The organism is Mesorhizobium sp. M0139 (genome assembly GCF_040322455.1).
Taxonomy (GTDB): domain Bacteria; phylum Pseudomonadota; class Alphaproteobacteria; order Rhizobiales; family Rhizobiaceae; genus Mesorhizobium.
Window position 1 is genome coordinate 20,389 of sequence record NZ_JAMYTN010000018.1, and the last position, 16,463, is coordinate 36,851.

The window sequence follows — 16,463 nt, forward strand, 5'->3', positions numbered from 1 at the left end:
CGACTGGGCCAACAGCCCCTCACTTGCCGGCCAGCAAATCCTTGATCAGCCGCTGGCAACGCTCGGCCATGAAGTCGAGCAACAGCCGCACCTTTGGATCCTGCAGCTTCTTGTGCGGATAGACGGCGGCGAACTGCACCGGCGTTGGCGGCGTGCTGGCCAGGATGACCTGCAGCCGCCGGTCGCGGATGAAGGGTTCGACCTCGAAGCGCGGCTTGTTGATGATGCCGCGGCCCGACAGCGCCCAGCCGGTCAGCACATCGCCATCGTCGGTGTCGTAGGGGCCGTGCACCTCGAATTTCTGCGGGCCGGACGGCGTCTGCAGCGTCCAGACATATTCGCGCGCCCCGGAATAGCGCAGCATCAGGCAGTCGTGCTTCTTGCCGATCAGCTCCTGTGGCTCCACCGGCTCGCCGCGCGCTTCGAGATATTTCGGTGCCGCCACCAGCACGCGTTCACATTCCATGATGCCGCGCATCCGCAGGCTGGAATCCTCGATGATGCCGAGCTTGAAGGCGACGTCGATGCCTTCCTTCATGATGTCGATATTGTGGTCGGAGAGCCTCAGCCGCACCTCGATATCGGGGTATTTGTCGTGGAAATCCGGAATGCCCGACGCCACCAGCCGCCGTCCGAGGCCGAGCGGTGCGGTCACCTTGATGGTGCCGCGCGGTTGGCCGGAAAGCGCCGAAACCGCGGCTTCCGCCTCGGTGATAGCCTCCAGCACCTGCTTGGCGCCGGAGTAGAACACCGTGCCATGCTCCGTCGGCATCAATTGCCGTGTCGTGCGGTTGAACAGCCGCACGCCGAGGTGTTTTTCCAGCTCCTTGATGCGGTTGGAGGCGACCGCCGGCGAAATGCGCATGTCGCGGCCTGCCGCCGAGAGATTACCAAGCTCGACGACGCGGACGAAGACGGCGATGTTGTCGAGATAGGCCATTCGTGGCTCTTTATGTGGCGGCGTACGTGGTCAGCCTAGTATTTTCCATTTTTTTTTGAAAGTCATCGTACACCTCGCCTCTTTTCGTTTGCGCCCCACACCGTAAAGTCAGCCGATCGGCAGGGACGATTTCACATGATGGATTTCGCGATTTTCTGGGACTGGCTGAGTTTCGCCGTGCGCTGGCTGCACGTCGTCACCGGCATCGCCTGGATCGGCTCGTCCTTCTATTTCGTCGCGCTCGACCTTGGCCTGCGCCAGCGCCCCGGCATGCCGGTCGGCGCATTCGGCGAGGAATGGCAGGTGCATGGCGGCGGCTTCTACCACGTCCAGAAATATCTGGTGGCGCCGGCCGAAATGCCGGAACACCTGACCTGGTTCAAGTGGGAATCCTACGCCACCTGGCTGTCCGGCTTCGCCATGCTGTGCGTGGTCTACTATGCCGGCGCCGACCTGTTCCTGATCGACCCCAATGTTCTGTCCATGTCGGTTCCCGTGGGCATCCTGCTGTCGATGGCGACGATCGGCGTCGGCTGGGTTGTCTACGATCTGCTCTGCCGGTCGCCGCTCGGCAAAAGTGACACCGGACTGATGCTGGTGCTCTATGGCGTTCTGGTGTTCATCGCCTGGGGTCTGACGCATCTGTTCACCGGCCGCGCCGCTTTCCTGCATCTCGGCGCCATCACCGCCACTATCATGTCGGCCAATGTCTTCATGGTGATTATTCCAAACCAGAAGATCGTCGTCGCCGACCTGATTGCCGGCCGAAAGCCCGACCCGAAATACGGCAAGATCGCCAAGCAGCGCTCGCTGCACAACAACTACCTGACGCTGCCCGTGCTGTTCCTGATGCTGTCGAACCACTATCCGCTGGCGTTTGCGACGGAGTTCAACTGGGTCATCGCCTCGCTGGTGTTCATCATCGGCGTCTTGATCCGGCACTATTTCAACACCGTACATAAGCGTGCCGGCAACCCCCACTGGACCTGGATGGCGGCTGCGGTGCTATTCGTCATCATCATGTGGCTGTCGACAGCGCCGAAAATACTGACCGGCGAGCCCAAGGCATCCGCCGCGGCCGAAGTCTATATCGCCTCGTCGCATTTCCCGGCGGTGCGCGACACCGTGCTTGGCCGCTGCTCGATGTGCCATACGGCCGAGCCGGTCTATGAAGGCATCTACCATGCGCCGAAGGGCGTGATGCTCGACACCGACGCCGGCATTGCCGAGCATGCGCGTGAAATCTATTTGCAGGCCGGGCGCAGCCACGCCATGCCGCCCGCCAACCTCACCCAGATCAGCGACAAGGAACGGGCGCTGCTGGTCGCCTGGTTCGAAGGCGCAGGGAAATAGGGATGACCTCCACACTTCTGCGCGGCCGCACCCTAAGTTTTTTGCGCTGGCCCGAAGCCATCGACGACCATGCCGCCTGGCGCTATGAGGAGGATGGCGGCCTGCTGATCCGCGACGGCCGGATCGTTGCCGCAGGCAGCTACACGGAAGTCGAAAAGCAAGCGGGCGACGGTGCGAAAAAGATCGATCATCGGCCGCATCTGCTGCTGCCCGGCTTCATCGATGCGCATGCGCATTTTCCGCAGATGCAGGTCATTGCCTCCTACGGCGCCGAACTGCTCGACTGGCTGAACACCTACACCTTTCCCGAAGAGACCAAATTCGCCAACGCTCAGCATGGCCGCCGCATCGCCCGGCTGTTCCTGGACGAGATGGTGCGCCACGGCACGACGACGGTCGCCGCCTACTGCTCGGTGCACAAGGCGTCTGCCGAAGCGTTCTTTGCCGAATCGCATGCGCGCGGCATGCTCAACATTGCCGGCAAGGTGATGATGGATCGAAACGCGCCGGCAGGCGTGCTCGACACGCCGCAATCCGGCTATGACGATACGAAGGCACTGATTGCGGAATGGCACGGCAGGGGCCGCCAGCTTTATGCGATCACGCCGCGCTTCGCCATCACCTCTTCGCCCGAACAGTTGGAGATGTCGGGCGCGCTCTGCCGCGAGCATCCCGATCTGCATATGCAGACGCATCTGTCGGAAAACCACGCCGAAATCGCCTTCACGCAAAAACTCTATCCGCAGGCGCGCGACTACACCGATGTCTACGAGCAGTATGGCCTGCTGGGGCCAAAGAGCCTGTTCGGCCACTGCATCCATCTCTCGGAACGAGAGGCCGATGCGCTGTCAGACTCAGGCTCGGTGGCGGTGTTCTGCCCGACCTCGAACCTGTTCCTCGGCTCCGGCCTGTTCGACTACCAGCGCTTTCGTCGCCGCGACAAGCCGCTCAGGATCGCTGCCGCCACCGATGTCGGCGGCGGCACCAACTATTCGATGCTGCGCACCATGGACGAGGGCTACAAGGTGATTGCGCTGAATGGCGAAAAGCTGAACCCGTTCCAGTCCTTCTGGCAGATAACGCGTGGCAATGCCGAGGCGCTGTCTGTGGCGGACAAGGTCGGCACGCTGGATGAAGGCACCGACGCGGACATCACCGTGCTCGACGCCCGCGCCACGCCGGCGATGCGGCTGAGGATGGAGACTGTGGAGACGCTGGCGGAGGAGCTGTTCCTGCTGCAGACATTGGGCGACGACCGCGCGGTGCGCGAGGTCTATGTTGCGGGGCGGCCGGCCAAGATCGATATGATCGTGGGGTAGGACCCATCATCCGCGCGGGACAAGATGATGATTCCGCCTGGTTGCCAAGTGGTTCCCCCACTCCGTCGCCGCTGCGCGGCGCCAACTCTCCCCCTCCGGAGGGAGAGGAAGGGAGCCTTTGCTTCGGAGGACGGGCGCCGGTTCGGACAGCTTGGCGCCCTTCCTCTACCCTGTCGATCGGGGGAGAGGTGTCGAGAGAAGCTCGACGGAGTGGGGGTCGACCCTGGCGGGGCAAGACCACCACCGCGACGAGACCTTGACCGGGCGGAGCTTGTCGTACACACGATTTGTGACGATTTCGGAGAACAAAAATGGCCGCCGCGGACGACATCGCTCTGATCCAGAAACAGGAAGAGACGCTGGTCTTCCCGGCCTTCGACGAGGCCGTCGCCTTCAAGGTCGGCGCGGCGATCCGCGAGCGGGCGCTGGCCGAAAAGCTGCCCATCATTGTTGATATCAGGCTGTGGGATCGGCCGCTGTTTTATGCCGCGATGCCCGGTTCAAACGCCTCCAACCCCGACTGGGCACGACGCAAGATCAATGTGGTCAAGCGCTACCTCAGGAGCACCTATCGTCTGGTGCTGGAACAGCAGCGACCGGACCGCACCTTCAAGGTCGGCGAGGGGCTGGATATTGCTGATTACGTACTGGCCGGCGGCGGGTTTCCGGTGACTGTAAAGGGTGCCGGCGTCATTGGCGTCATCGCCGTCTCCGGCCTGCCGGAACGCCAGGATCATGGCGTCGTCGTCGATGCACTGTGCGATCATCTCGGCCTCGATCGGACACAATTGGCGCTGCCGCCGGAAGGTAAATCGTGACGTTGGCGCTGCCCCTCATCCGCCTGCCGGCACCTTCTCCCCGTATAGTGACGGGAGAAAGGACAAGCTCGAGCGCTGGCGATCCCCTCTCCCCGTCTTTCACGGGGTGAGGGTGAGGGGCAGCGCCAACGTTTGCTCATTTTGAAAACCGCCAGTTACGGCCAAGGATAACCGTGCTCGATCCCAAATCCTTTCTCATCTCGATCTTCAATGCCGCTGTTGCCGCTGCCGATCCTGAACGGACCATCAGGGATCATCTGCCGGCCAGGCCCAAGGGCCGTACCATTGTCATTGGCGCCGGCAAGGGCTCGGCGCAGATGGCGGCCGCGTTCGAGAAGGTGTGGGATGGCCCAATCGAAGGGCTGGTCGTCACCCGCTACGGCTATGGCGCCAGATGCGAGCGCATCGAAATCATCGAGGCGGCACATCCGGTACCGGACGCTGCCGGTCTTGAGGCGTCGCGGCGCCTGCTCGAAAAGGTGCAAGGGCTGACTGCGGACGACCTGGTAGTGGCGCTGATATCGGGCGGAGGATCGGCGCTGCTGCCGTCGCCTGCCGCCGGCCTGACGCTCGCCGACGAAATCGCCGTCAACGAGGCGCTGCTTGCCTCCGGCGCGCCGATCGCGGCGATGAACACAATCCGCAAGCATCTCTCGACCATCAAGGGCGGCCGGCTGGCAGCTGCCGCCTGGCCGGCCAAACTGGTATCACTGGTTGTCTCTGACATTCCCGGCGACAACCCGGCGCTGGTGGCCTCCGGCCCGACCGTGCCCGACTCCGGCAACCGCGCCGATGCGCTGGCCTCGATAGCGGCCTACGGCATGAAACTGCCCGACGCCGTCATGGCGCACATCAACTCGCCAGAGGCCGATGCGCCAGATCTGGATGACCAGCGCTTTTCACGCAATGAAGTGCACCTGATCGCCTCGGCTGGCGTGTCGCTGGAAGCGGCAGCCGCTGAGGCAAAACGGCAGGGCATCGAAGCCGTCATCCTCTCCGATTCCATCGAGGGCGAGGCGCGCGAGGTCGGTGGCGTGCATGCAGCCATTGCGCGCGAAGTGGCGACGCGCAACCGGCCGTTCAAAAAGCCGGTGCTGATCCTGTCCGGCGGCGAGACGACCGTGACCTTGCGGGCCCCTGTTGACGGAAAAAGGGGCAAGGGCGGCCGCAACTCCGAATTCCTGCTCGCCTTTGCCATCGGCATCAGCGGCGCGGAAGGTATTCATGCACTGGCCGCCGATACCGACGGCATCGATGGCTCGGAAGACAATGCCGGCGCCTTTGCCGATGGCTCGACCGTCTCGCGCATGCGTGCCGCCGGCGTCGACGCCAAGGCGATGCTGGCCGGCAACAATGCCTGGACGGCGTTCAACGCGATCGGCGATCTGTTCGTGCCGGGGCCGACGGGTACGAATGTGAATGATCTGAGGGCAATCCTGATCAGTTAATTCGGCCGTGGCGGCCGAAGTTTCCAACGTTGGATTCACGACCGTAGGTGATTGGCTGAAGCCACTCAGCTTCGTCATCCCTGGGCGAAGCAGGAGCGAAGCTCCGTCGCAAAGCCCCGTGTCCATTCCGTGATGTTAGCCGTCGAGCGCAGCGGAGCAGAATTCTGCACCGTAGCAGCGTGCAAACGTCGCGGCATGCATCCTCGGGTCTGCGCTGCGTCGCTTCCCTCCTTGCTCCGCCCGCGGATGGCGATGTCGCTGAGGCTTTCGCTCATCTCACGACCCCATAAGCCGCTTCACCTCTCTCATATCCCTGAGAAACCGCTCGCGCTCTGCCTCCTTGTCCGCCGGCTCATGAATACGCAGGATGAAGGAAGGATGGATGGTGATGAACACGCGCAAACCGTCCTCGCGCTCGATCACCTGGCCGCGCATTTTCGTCACGGCAATGGCCTTGCCCAGCAGCGACAACGCCGCCGTTGCCCCAAGCGCCACGGCGAGGTCCGGCTTGATCAGCTCAAGCTCCCGGCCGATCCACCAGCGGCAGGCCTGGACTTCGCCGGTATTTGGCTTCGAGTGGATGCGGCGCTTGCCGCGCGGCTCGAACTTGAAGTGCTTGACGGCGTTGGTGACGTAGACTTTTTGCCGGTCGACGCCTGCGTCATCGAGAATTGCATCGAACACTTTGCCCGCTGGCCCGACAAAAGGTTTGCCGGCGAGATCTTCCTGATCGCCAGGTTGTTCGCCGACGAAGACCACTTTGGCGTCATCCGGCCCCTCGCCGAACACGGTCTGTGTCGCGTCGCGCCAGAGCGGGCAGCGACGACAACCCTTTGCAGCCTCGCGCAAATCGGAAATCGTCTTGGCATCGTCTTCATCCGGCGCCTCGGCCGGCTCGGGCTTCGGCCAATGTCTTGCCTGCAGCTTGGCGTGGTGCGGCGCCGGCGTCGTCGGTTGTCTGGCAATCATGGCTATAGCGGCCTCGTCCGCTCCTGCGATCAGATCTGGAATGAGCGAGGCCTCGGGAAGGTTCCGCCAATATTTCTTCGGCATCTCCTTCTGCATCGCCTTCACCTTGAGCCGCGCCGGGTTGAAGATGTTTTCGAAATAGGTCAGCCACAACGCCTCGGTGTCGTCCTGATCGGGTGCATCGCCCTTGGCCGCACCCGGCCCGATGGCCAGCCTTTCGCCGTTCCAGTCGGCGGAGGCATAGGGCGTCAGGATGGTCCAGCGCATGCCGGTGAACCGCCGAACGAAGAAATCCGCGTTGCGCTCGACAATGAAATGCTCCGGCTCGAACCAGGCGACGTAGCGCTCGTTCTCGCCGTCGCCGATCTTCCGGAAGCGTACGAAGGCATGCATCTTATGGCTGTCGCGCCGCACCGCCTTTTCCATGGCTTCGAGCCGCCTGGTGTCGGGATCGGATGCGATCGCCAGCAGTTTCGGCTCGGTGCGCAGGCGCCAAAGCATCCAGTAGAGAAAGGCAAACCGGCCGGGGTCGGAGTGGCAGAAGGCGGTTTCGGCATGGGCGATGAACTCGCGCGGGACGGTAAGCTGCGCGCCCTCTGGCACCGCCGGCAAGGCATCTCGAGGATCATTGGCGTCGGACCCGACACCCCAACTAATATCCTCAGGCCGGACCTCATTCAGCGTCAGACGCCGTGCCGCATCGCGCCAACCGGCGAAATCGGTCTGGCTCGCTAGCCGGACAGTGTATCGGGCAAGGTCGAGCTGGGCCGGCTGCATGGTCAAAACAGAGACAGTTGTTCGCAGGACTTTACGATCGTGTCGCGCAAGCCGGTCTTGTCCGTCAGTCTACCCGGCGACCAGCCTTCGGCGATGATGAAGGGCCTCAGCTTGGCGATCGAATGGCAGATCCGTCCGACATCTTCCAGCCGCATGTGTCGGTGGCGGCGGGTTTCAAGGATCTTCGCCACCACCTTGGTGCCCAGACCCGGAACCCGCAGCAGCGCTTCCCGATCGGCGCGGTTGATGTCGACGGGAAACCTCGCCCGATTGCGCAAAGCCCAGGCGAGCTTGGGGTCAATGGCGAGATCGAGCATGCCGTCGCTGCTGCCGGCGAGGATTTCCGGCTGCGAAAAGCCGTAGAAGCGCATCAGCCAGTCGGCCTGATAGAGCCGGTGCTCGCGCATCAGCGGCGGTTTCTGCAGCGGCAGCGACGATGACGAATCCGGGATCGGGCTGAAGGCGGAGTAATAGACGCGCCGCAGATGGTAGCTGCCATAGAGCCGCGCACTGGAGTGTAAGATACCGTCGTCGGATGTCTTGTCGGCGCCGACGATCATCTGCGTCGACTGACCTCCGGGCGCAAAGCGTTCGCGCTTCTTGGTCCTCAGCGTCGGCTCGGCTTTTTCCTCCATCTTCCGGCGCAGGTTCGCCATGGAAAGGCGGATCGTTTCCGGCTTCTTCTCCGGCGCCAGTTTCTTGACGCCCTCATCGGTCGGCAGTTCGACGTTGATAGACAGCCGGTCGGCGTAGAGCCCGGCCTGCTCGACCAGTTCGGCCGAGCTTTCCGGAATGGTCTTCAGATGAATATAGCCGGAGAATTTTTCGTCCAGCCGCAGCCGCCGCGCCACCTCCACCATCTCGGCCATGGTCTCGTCCGGGGAGCGGATGACTCCTGAGGACAGGAAGAGGCCCTCGATGTAGTTGCGCCGGTAGAAATCCATGGTCAGCTTCACCACCTCCTCGATGCTGAAGCGGGCGCGGCGCACATTCGATGACGAGCGGTTGATGCAGTAGCTGCAATCGTAAATGCAGAAATTGGTCAGCAGGATTTTCAGGAGCGAAATGCAGCGGCCATCCGGCGCGTAGGAATGGCAGATGCCCATGCCTTCTGTGGAGCCGATACCGCCGGATTGGAGCGAATCCTTCTTCGCCGAGCCCGACGAGGCGCAAGAAGCATCGTATTTGGCGGCGTCAGACAGGATTGCCAGCTTTTCACGGACGGTAGGTGCGCTCATCCGTTCATGATATGTTCTTGAAGGCTGCAGCGCCACCTCATTTGATGCAGGCGGCGAAAAAGTAATCGCCGCCTGATCGTCGGGCTAGCAGGACGACTGCCCGAGTTCCAGGCGGTCTCTCAGACCTCATGGAGGTAGAGGTGGTAATCCAGCTCGCTGACGGTGCGGGCGACGCGCAGATACTCCGACTGCTTGATCGCCACGAAGGTGCGATGCAGATCCTCGCCAAGCGCCTCTTTCAGGAAGCTCGAGGCCCGCGCCGCCTCGATCGCGGCGCGCCAGTCGACCGGCATGGTCGTGCGCGTGACGGCGGCTTCATAGCCATTCCCAGTGGTTTCGGGGCCGGGGTCGAGGCCTTCGTCCAGACCCTTGATGATGCCGGCCAGCACCGTTGCCGCGATCAGGTAGGGATTGGCGTCGACACCCGACGGCCGGTGCTCGATGCGCCGGTTTTTGGCGTCGCCCGCCGGGATGCGCAGCGCCACCGAACGGTTGTTGACGCCCCAGGTCGGCGCCACCGGCGCATAGGACTGCGAGACGAAGCGCCGCCAGGAATTGGCGTGCGGCGCAAACACCAGCATCGATTCGGCCATGGTCTGGATCAGCCCGCCGAGCCCCTGCAGCAGCGGCAGCGACCAGCTTTCGCCGCCAGCCTCGGCAAAAACGTTGCGGCCGTTCTTGTCCTGCAACGAAACATGGAAATGCATGCCGGAGCCGGCGTATTTTTCGATCGGCTTGGCCATGAAGCAGGCGGTGACACCATGGCGGCGCGCCTGCGCCCGCACCAGCCGCTTCAACATGACGAGGTCGTCGGCCGCCCGCATGACATCCTTGCGATAGTTCAGCGTCAGCTCGTACTGGCCGGGCGCGTATTCGGAAATCACCGTTTCGGCCGGAATGCCTTGCGCCTTGGCCGCGGCATAGATGTCGGAAAACAACGGCTCCATGCCGTGCAGATGGTCGACGGAATAGACTTCCGTCTTGGCCGAGCGGCGGCCGTCGAGCACGGCGTCCGCCGGTTTCACCTTGCCATCGGCATCGCGCTCATTGGCCAGCAGGAAAAATTCGAGTTCGAAGGCGCCGGCGGGATAGAGGCCCTTGGCCGCCAAGATGTCGACCTGCCTGGCCAGCGCCAAGCGCGGGTCCGACGACATTGGCTGTCCCTCGAGATGGTACATCGCCATCAGCAGCTGGCCGCGCGGCGGGTTGGTGCCGTAAAGCGGCACCAGGGTGCCGGGGATGGGCCAGGCCCTGAGGTCGCCGTCTCCAGTCGTCCAGATCAGCCCGGTTTCGTGCACATCCTCGCCGGTGATGTCGAGGCCGAGGATCGAGATCGGCATGTGGCGGCCGCCCTCGAAGATGCTTTTCAGCTCATGCCGGCGCACGATCTTGCCGCGGCCGACCCCGTTGGCGTCGGTCAAGACGATATCGAAGGCTTCGATTTCGGGATGGGCGTCGAGAAAGGCTTGCGCCTCGGCGGGCGTCGAGCCCGAAGGTGAAGTCATGATTAGTGTACTCGAGTTTGGCTTGGCAGCTTGTCTCATGCCGTCAGCCTTGCCGCAACCGTGGCGAAGGCGGTGATCAGCCGGTTGACCTGGGCGCCGGTGGTGGCCGGTGAGATCAGCATCATGTTGTGAAAGGGCGCGATCAGCACGCCCTGGTTGACCAGCGCGACATGGATAGCCGCCTCAAGCTCCGGCGCATGGGCAGTCTCGGCTTCGGCGCCGTTCCTGAGCGGGCCAGGGGCGCAGATGAACTCGACGCGGGCGCCGACGCGGGCGACATGCCAGGGCAGATTGTAGCGATCGATGACGCCGGTCAGCCCGGCATCGAGCCGCAGGGCGAGGCGATCCATCCGGGCATAATTCTCCTGCGTCATCACCTCTTCGAGCGTTGCGCGCATGGCTGCGAACTGCAGCGGGTTCGCCGACAGCGTCGTGCCCATGCCGGAATAGCCCGGCTCCTTGGTTCGATTGTAGTCGGCATAGCGCGAGGCGACCTCGTCGCTCATGCCCCACACGCTTGCCGGCACGCCGCCGGCGATCGGCTTGCCCAGCACGAACAGGTCGGGCTGCAGCCCGAATTTCCTGGTGTAGCCGCCGGGTCCAGTCGAAATCGTGTGCGTCTCGTCTATCAGCAGCAGCGTTCCGGCCGCGCGCGTCAGTTTGCGCAAGGCGTCGTGAAAACCCGGATCGGGCAGCACCATGCAGGAATTTGTCAGCACCGGCTCGGCGATGACGCAGGCGACATCGTGGTCGGCGAGCGCCGCTTCCAGTGCAGCAACATCGTTGAATTCAATGACCTTCGCCGTCCTGGTCAGGTCGCGAAACTCACCCGCCAGCCCCGGCCGATTCACGGGCTTGCCGTCGACCATCCGGACCATCGTCTCGTCGACCGAGCCGTGATAGCAGCCGTTGAAGACCAGTATCTTTTCGCGGCCGGTGACGGCGCGGGCGACGCGCAGCGCGAAGCGGTTGGCGTCGGTGGCGGTGGTGGCGATCTGCCAGAACGGCAGACCGAAACGCTGTGTGAGCAGCGGCCCGATGGCCAGCGCATCTTCCGAAGGCAGCATATAGGTCAGGCCGCGCCCGGCTTGGCGGCGGATGGCGCGCGCCACCGGCGGCGGCGAATGGCCGAACATCGAGCCGGTGTCACCGAGGCAGAAATCGTCCAGCCTGTTGCCGTCGATATCCGTGATGGCGACGCCCTTGGCGCTTTCGACCAGGATCGGGAATGGCGTCGGCCAGTCGTTCATCCAGTGCATCGGCACACCGCCGAAGAAGCCTGGCAGGCCGTTACCGACCTTGGCCTGCGATTTCGGCCGCGCCTTCCGGAAGGTGTTCGCCTCGCTTGTCCGCAATGCAGCGATGCGGTCGCGGCTGATACCGCCAATGGACGCCTTTGAACTGTTCGTGCTGTGCATGAAATCCCTCTCGGCCGGCACACTACCCAATTGGCGACGGCAACCGCAATTGGCCGTGTTGGTGCGCTGCATTGGGTCAGCAGCAAGTTCGGCAGACTTGACCTTCCGGCGCAGTCGGGCGCCAATGCGATCGGGTCTGTGGTTTGGGGAGAAAAATGCGGACGATCATCTGCGCTATTGCGCTACTCTTGTCGGCCGCTGCGGCTTCCGCATCGGGCGGCGTCTGGTGTTCCGTCGATGACAAAGCGGTGCAATTCGAGGTCGGCGCCGGGGTCACCAGAGGTATGGGCGGCCCGACCTTCAATTTTCGCGGCGATCTCGAGATACTTGGCCGGCCGGAAGGCGACAGTCTGCGCAAGACCGTCTTCGAGGATTCCGACCTCACCCAGTACTGGCTGGACGACAAGGAGTTGCGGCTGAACATCTACCACGAGCATCAGCTCGGAGATAAATTCAACTCTGTCGAACTGACGATCCTGACCAAGACCAGTGACGAGGGCGTCTATGACGGCCGGTACACGCTTGCCGTCTACGACAACGCCGCCGACACGGAACAGGACGGCAAGCCGAAAGAATTGACCGGCAAGGTGTCGTGCGGAGCCGAATAGGTCACGCCGAGATATCGATGACGCCGCAGTCGCCGGCGGCACTGCCGAAGGCGACCCGGCGCTCTTCCTTATCCCACATCATCGCGGTGATGGCGCCCTTGCCCGGGCGGCGCAACAGCACCTCTTTGGCATCGGTAAAGCGCACCGCCATGACCATGCCGTCATCATAGCCGACGGCGACGACATCCTGGCTCGGATGGCAGGCAACCGATGTCACCATGGCGTTGCCGCGCGTGCCGAGCTCCAGCGGCGCCTTTCCCATCGGGCCGTCCTTGCCCGAAAACGGCCAGACGATCGCCGCCGGCGCGCCGGAACTCGCCAGCCATTTGCCCTTCACGCTCCACGACAGGCTTTTGACCTTGCCGGGATAGCCGGTCATGCGCATGTGCTTGCCGTCGGCGAGCTTCCAGCCATGCAGCGCGTTTTCCTGCATGGTGGTGACGAGGAAGGCGCCATCCGGCGAGAAGGTGACGCCGGTATGGGCGCCGGCCCATTCCAGCTCCACCGGTCTGCCCTCGGCGGCCGGGAAATGCAGCGTCGCGCCATTGTAGCGGGCGACGCCGAAGCGCATGCCCTTGGGGGAGAAGGCCAGCGCCTCGACCGAACGTGGATGGGCAAACTCTTTGGTCTTGCCGTCGGCAAAGCGCACGAAGGCAGTCTTGCCTGTGGCATAGGCGATAGCGCCTTGCGGCCCGGCGGCAACGCTGGTGATCCACTTCTTGCCGGCGCTGGCGAGTTCGCTGACATTGCCGCCGGCGGCAACGGCAAAAATCTTGCCGTCCTCGCCGCCGGTGATCAGGCGGTCGTTGGCGGCGTCATGGAACGTGGAGAGCAGGCCGTCATTGGCCTGAATTGTCTTGTGGCCGTTGTCGAGCCTATGAACTGTCCCATCGGCCAGCGCAAAATGCGGCACGTTGTCGAGGAAGACGGCGGCAAGGCAGTGACCTTCCAGGTCGAGGGGAGCAACTGTGGGCATCAGGACCATTCCAATGAAGCTGTCACCACTCCCGGGAAGCCATTGAGGCGGCCAGGCCTGGCGTCAACCTTCCCCTTTGTGGGAGAAGGTGGATCGGCGCGCAGCGCCGAGACGGATGAGGGGTGTTGGACGGATCGCCGTCGGTGCCGAGCTGGAGCACCCCTCATCCGACCTCGCTTCGCGAGGCCACCTACTCCCACAAGGGGAGAAGGAAGAGCAGGCAGCGCTAGCGCCATAGAGTCCGGAAATCAAGCCGCCTGGCAGGCGTCAAAGCTCTTCTTCAGCCGCTCGGCGTCAAGCTCGCGGCCGATGAACACCAGCCGGCTCTCATGCTTTTCGCCGTCTTTCCAGGCGCGCTGGTGGTCGCCTTCGATGATCATGTGCACGCCTTGGATGACATAGCGCTCGTCGTCGCCCTTGAGCGCGATGATGCCTTTCAGCCGCAGGATGTTGGGACCTTCCATCTGGGTGATCTTCTCGATCCACGGGAAGAATTTCTTCGGGTCCATCTCGCCGCCGCGCAGCGACACCGACTGCACGGTCACGTCATGGATGTCGGAGGGATGCGCGTGATCGTGATGATGATGGTCGTGATCATGGTCGTGGTGATCGTGCCCGTCATGGTCATGATGGTCGTGATCATGATCGTGCGCCTCGAGGAAATGCGGGTCGTTTTCCAATGCGCGCGACAGGTCGAAGGCGCCGCGGTCGAGCACTTCGGACAGCGCCACGCCGGCGCGCGTGGTGCGGTGGATCCTGGCCGCCGGGTTGATGGCGCGGATGGTCGCTTCGACCTTGGCCAGCTCTTCGGGCGTCACCAGGTCGGTCTTGTTGAGCACGACGACATCGGCGAAGGCGATCTGGTCCTCGGCTTCCTTGGAATCCTTCAACCTGAGCGGCAGGTGCTTGGCGTCGACCAGGGCCACGACAGCGTCGAGCTTGGTCTTGGAGCGCACGTCGTCATCCATGAAGAAGGTCTGCGCCACCGGCACCGGATCGGCGAGGCCGGTGGTCTCGACGACGATGGCGTCGAAGCGGCCGGGACGGCGCATCAGGCCTTCGACGACGCGGATCAGGTCGCCGCGCACCGTGCAGCAGACGCAGCCATTGTTCATTTCGTAGATTTCCTCGTCGGATTCCACGATCAAATCATTGTCGATGCCGATCTCGCCGAATTCATTGACGATGACGGCATAACGCTTGCCATGGTTTTCCGACAGGATGCGGTTGAGCAGCGTCGTCTTGCCGGCGCCGAGATAGCCGGTGAGAACGGTCACGGGGATTTGCGTCTGTGCTTCGCTCATATCTTGCCTCGAAATGGCTGGGCCACGGAATTGCGGGCCGCAAGAAGGGATTGTTGGCCTGATATAGGATGTGTGCCGGCCTTTTGCACGAGGCAAACCGCCTGGGTGTTTGACCCAGGATTGACGAAGCGGATGGGTAGACCCGAGAGGCCGAGTGCGAGGGATGCCGACCATCAACGTGTCGCTGGAAACGCCTCTTCGTTGATCTGTGCTAAGCCGCGCCGCGTCAAACCGTTGCAATCGCCTTGGCGGAAACTCGTTTGTCATCTAACTGAAATAAACATCTGGCATCACCATTTCGAGCACCACAAATGCTTGCCGGCAAAGCTGTTTCGAAAGCCGGAATCTTTTTGATCGTCGATTGCCAACCGGCCGGCTGCGTCTATGCTGCACGCACCGGTACGGCCGAAGAGGGATCACCATGGCCAAGGCGGACAAGACTGCAACGATGAGCCGGCTGCATTCGGCGGCAAGGCTGGCAAGGACCGCGCTGGCGGCGCGGCTTCTGGCGCACGGCTTCTATGCCGGCCAGGACCAGATCATGCTGACGCTCGACCGCGAGGACGGCCAGACGCCCGGCAATCTCGCCGGCCGCCTCGGCGTTCGCCCGCCGACCATCACCAAGACCATCAACCGGCTGCAGGCCCAGGGCTTTTTGGAAAAGCGCGCCTCTTCCGCGGATGCACGCCAGGCGCATATCTTTCTCACCGACACCGGCCGCGAGATCATCCACGCCATCGAGAAGTCGGTGAAGAAGACCGAGAAGCAGGCGTTGAAGGGCCTCGACAAGAAAGAACAGAAGACGCTGTTCAAGCTGCTCGCCCGCATCGAGGCCAATTTGTCGAACGAGGAGCTGGTGCTTGTCGACGACGATGGCGACATCGACGATTGATCTTCCTGGCCTAGGCGGCTACCGAAGGCCCGCGCACCAGGGTCGACCAGCGGCCGGGCGTCAAGCCGAATGCTTTCTTGAAATGCCTGTTGAAATGGCTCTGGTCGCTGAAGCCGGCGCCAACGGCAATCTCGGCCAGCGGCTCGCCCACCTCGATCATCCGTCTTGCCTTTTGCAGCCGGCGCATCAGCAGGAACCGATGCGGGCTGGTGGAATAGGTCGCGCGAAAATGGCGTGACAGCGCATAGCGGTCGAGCCCGGTGACGGCTTCCAGCTCATCGGAACGAACGGACCGCTCGGCATTCTCCTCGAGATAGCCGCGCGCCAGCGCTGCCGCACGCGAGGCCGACTTCCCCATCGGCTTTGCTTTCTGTCCCGCATGACGCCCCAGATGCTGCGCCAGCTCCGCAACGAAATCGGCGACGAACAGCTCGTCCAGTTCCTCATCGAGCGGCGCCAGAGCCGAAAGCAGCGTGCCACGCAAGGCAGGATCGCTGACCACAGCATCCCTGACGAAAGGCAGCGGCGCGCCGTCGAGGCAGTCGAGCAGCAGTGACGGTTCCAGATAGAGGATCCGGTAGCGCAGACCATCCTCGGTCCCGGCGCCGCCATCGTGCACTTCGTCGGGATGCAGCACGATAACCTGGCCGGGCAGGCTGTGGTTGACAGTCCCCCTGTAGTGGAAGCGCTGCACACCGGAAAGCGTCACGCCGACGGCAAGCGTATCATGACGGTGCAGGTCGAAGGCGTTGCCATGGAAATGCGCCTCGATGCGCTCGATGCCAGCGGTAACAGGCGCCGACACGATCCGGTCTTCATCCGCGCACGAACGTTCAAGACCCTGCGTCGCCTCACCTTCTAGATCGTGCGTCATCACCTATCCCTGCCCTTCATCGGC

Annotated in this window: 14 protein-coding genes; 6 read left to right on the top strand and 8 right to left on the bottom strand. The window is 63.1% G+C overall.

Going from position 1 to position 16,463, the window contains the following annotated elements; all coding sequences use genetic code 11:
- Positions 1 to 19 precede the first annotated feature (19 nt).
- A complete protein-coding gene (locus NKJ58_RS26090) occupies positions 20 to 940 on the bottom strand; it encodes a LysR family transcriptional regulator (protein ID WP_023671373.1) in 921 nt (306 codons plus the stop codon).
- 135 nt (positions 941 to 1,075) lie between these two features.
- Between NKJ58_RS26090 and NKJ58_RS26095 the strand changes: the two genes are divergently transcribed.
- The 4 genes from NKJ58_RS26095 to NKJ58_RS26110 all read left to right on the top strand — a co-directional run bounded on the left by NKJ58_RS26095 (position 1,076) and on the right by NKJ58_RS26110 (position 5,878).
- Positions 1,076 to 2,293 (top strand): urate hydroxylase PuuD, encoded by a 1,218-nt coding sequence (locus tag NKJ58_RS26095; protein ID WP_352854123.1) that lies wholly within the window; start codon positions 1,076 to 1,078, stop codon positions 2,291 to 2,293.
- 2 nt (positions 2,294 to 2,295) lie between these two features.
- On the top strand, positions 2,296 to 3,612 hold the full coding sequence (guaD, locus tag NKJ58_RS26100) for a guanine deaminase (protein ID WP_352854126.1): 1,317 nt from the start codon (positions 2,296 to 2,298) through the stop codon (positions 3,610 to 3,612).
- Between the two features lie 311 nt (positions 3,613 to 3,923).
- Positions 3,924 to 4,430 carry a heme-degrading domain-containing protein gene (locus NKJ58_RS26105; protein ID WP_023689252.1) on the top strand — a complete coding sequence of 169 codons (507 nt, stop codon included), beginning with the start codon at positions 3,924 to 3,926 and terminating at the stop codon, positions 4,428 to 4,430.
- Between the two features lie 167 nt (positions 4,431 to 4,597).
- Positions 4,598 to 5,878: a glycerate kinase type-2 family protein gene (locus NKJ58_RS26110; RefSeq protein WP_023689251.1), complete on the top strand. Its 1,281-nt coding sequence runs from the start codon at positions 4,598 to 4,600 to the stop codon at positions 5,876 to 5,878.
- A 276-nt stretch (positions 5,879 to 6,154) separates the two neighbouring features.
- Here NKJ58_RS26110 and NKJ58_RS26115 read toward each other — a convergent pair whose 3' ends face one another.
- From NKJ58_RS26115 to NKJ58_RS26130, 4 genes are all read right to left on the bottom strand, one after another.
- Positions 6,155 to 7,624: a UdgX family uracil-DNA binding protein gene (locus NKJ58_RS26115; protein ID WP_023689250.1), complete on the bottom strand. Its 1,470-nt coding sequence runs from the start codon at positions 7,622 to 7,624 to the stop codon at positions 6,155 to 6,157.
- A gap of 2 nt (positions 7,625 to 7,626) precedes the next feature.
- On the bottom strand, positions 7,627 to 8,862 hold the full coding sequence (locus tag NKJ58_RS26120; RefSeq protein WP_023689249.1) for a putative DNA modification/repair radical SAM protein: 1,236 nt from the start codon (positions 8,860 to 8,862) through the stop codon (positions 7,627 to 7,629).
- 119 nt (positions 8,863 to 8,981) lie between these two features.
- Positions 8,982 to 10,367 carry a glutamine synthetase family protein gene (locus NKJ58_RS26125; RefSeq protein WP_023822078.1) on the bottom strand — a complete coding sequence of 462 codons (1,386 nt, stop codon included), beginning with the start codon at positions 10,365 to 10,367 and terminating at the stop codon, positions 8,982 to 8,984.
- A gap of 35 nt (positions 10,368 to 10,402) precedes the next feature.
- On the bottom strand, positions 10,403 to 11,785 hold the full coding sequence (locus NKJ58_RS26130) for an aspartate aminotransferase family protein (RefSeq protein WP_352519690.1): 1,383 nt from the start codon (positions 11,783 to 11,785) through the stop codon (positions 10,403 to 10,405).
- A gap of 155 nt (positions 11,786 to 11,940) precedes the next feature.
- On the opposite strand from NKJ58_RS26130, the gene NKJ58_RS26135 reads away from it, so the two are divergent.
- A complete protein-coding gene (locus NKJ58_RS26135; RefSeq protein ID WP_352854132.1) occupies positions 11,941 to 12,393 on the top strand; it encodes a hypothetical protein in 453 nt (150 codons plus the stop codon).
- Position 12,394: 1 nt separating this feature from the next.
- Here the strand turns inward: NKJ58_RS26135 and NKJ58_RS26140 are convergent, their stop codons facing one another.
- Both NKJ58_RS26140 and NKJ58_RS26145 read right to left on the bottom strand, forming a co-directional pair.
- Positions 12,395 to 13,369: a WD40 repeat domain-containing protein gene (locus NKJ58_RS26140; protein WP_352519691.1), complete on the bottom strand. Its 975-nt coding sequence runs from the start codon at positions 13,367 to 13,369 to the stop codon at positions 12,395 to 12,397.
- A gap of 248 nt (positions 13,370 to 13,617) precedes the next feature.
- Complete coding sequence (locus NKJ58_RS26145; RefSeq protein ID WP_023739647.1) at positions 13,618 to 14,673, bottom strand: CobW family GTP-binding protein; 1,056 nt, start codon at positions 14,671 to 14,673, stop codon at positions 13,618 to 13,620.
- Between the two features lie 421 nt (positions 14,674 to 15,094).
- Between NKJ58_RS26145 and NKJ58_RS26150 the strand changes: the two genes are divergently transcribed.
- The gene (locus NKJ58_RS26150; RefSeq protein WP_023671361.1) at positions 15,095 to 15,565 is read left to right on the top strand and encodes a MarR family winged helix-turn-helix transcriptional regulator; all 471 of its coding nucleotides are present in this window, start codon (positions 15,095 to 15,097) and stop codon (positions 15,563 to 15,565) included.
- Positions 15,566 to 15,575: 10 nt separating this feature from the next.
- Here NKJ58_RS26150 and NKJ58_RS26155 read toward each other — a convergent pair whose 3' ends face one another.
- The gene (locus NKJ58_RS26155; protein ID WP_023711333.1) at positions 15,576 to 16,439 is read right to left on the bottom strand and encodes an AraC family transcriptional regulator; all 864 of its coding nucleotides are present in this window, start codon (positions 16,437 to 16,439) and stop codon (positions 15,576 to 15,578) included.
- Positions 16,440 to 16,463 lie beyond the last annotated feature (24 nt).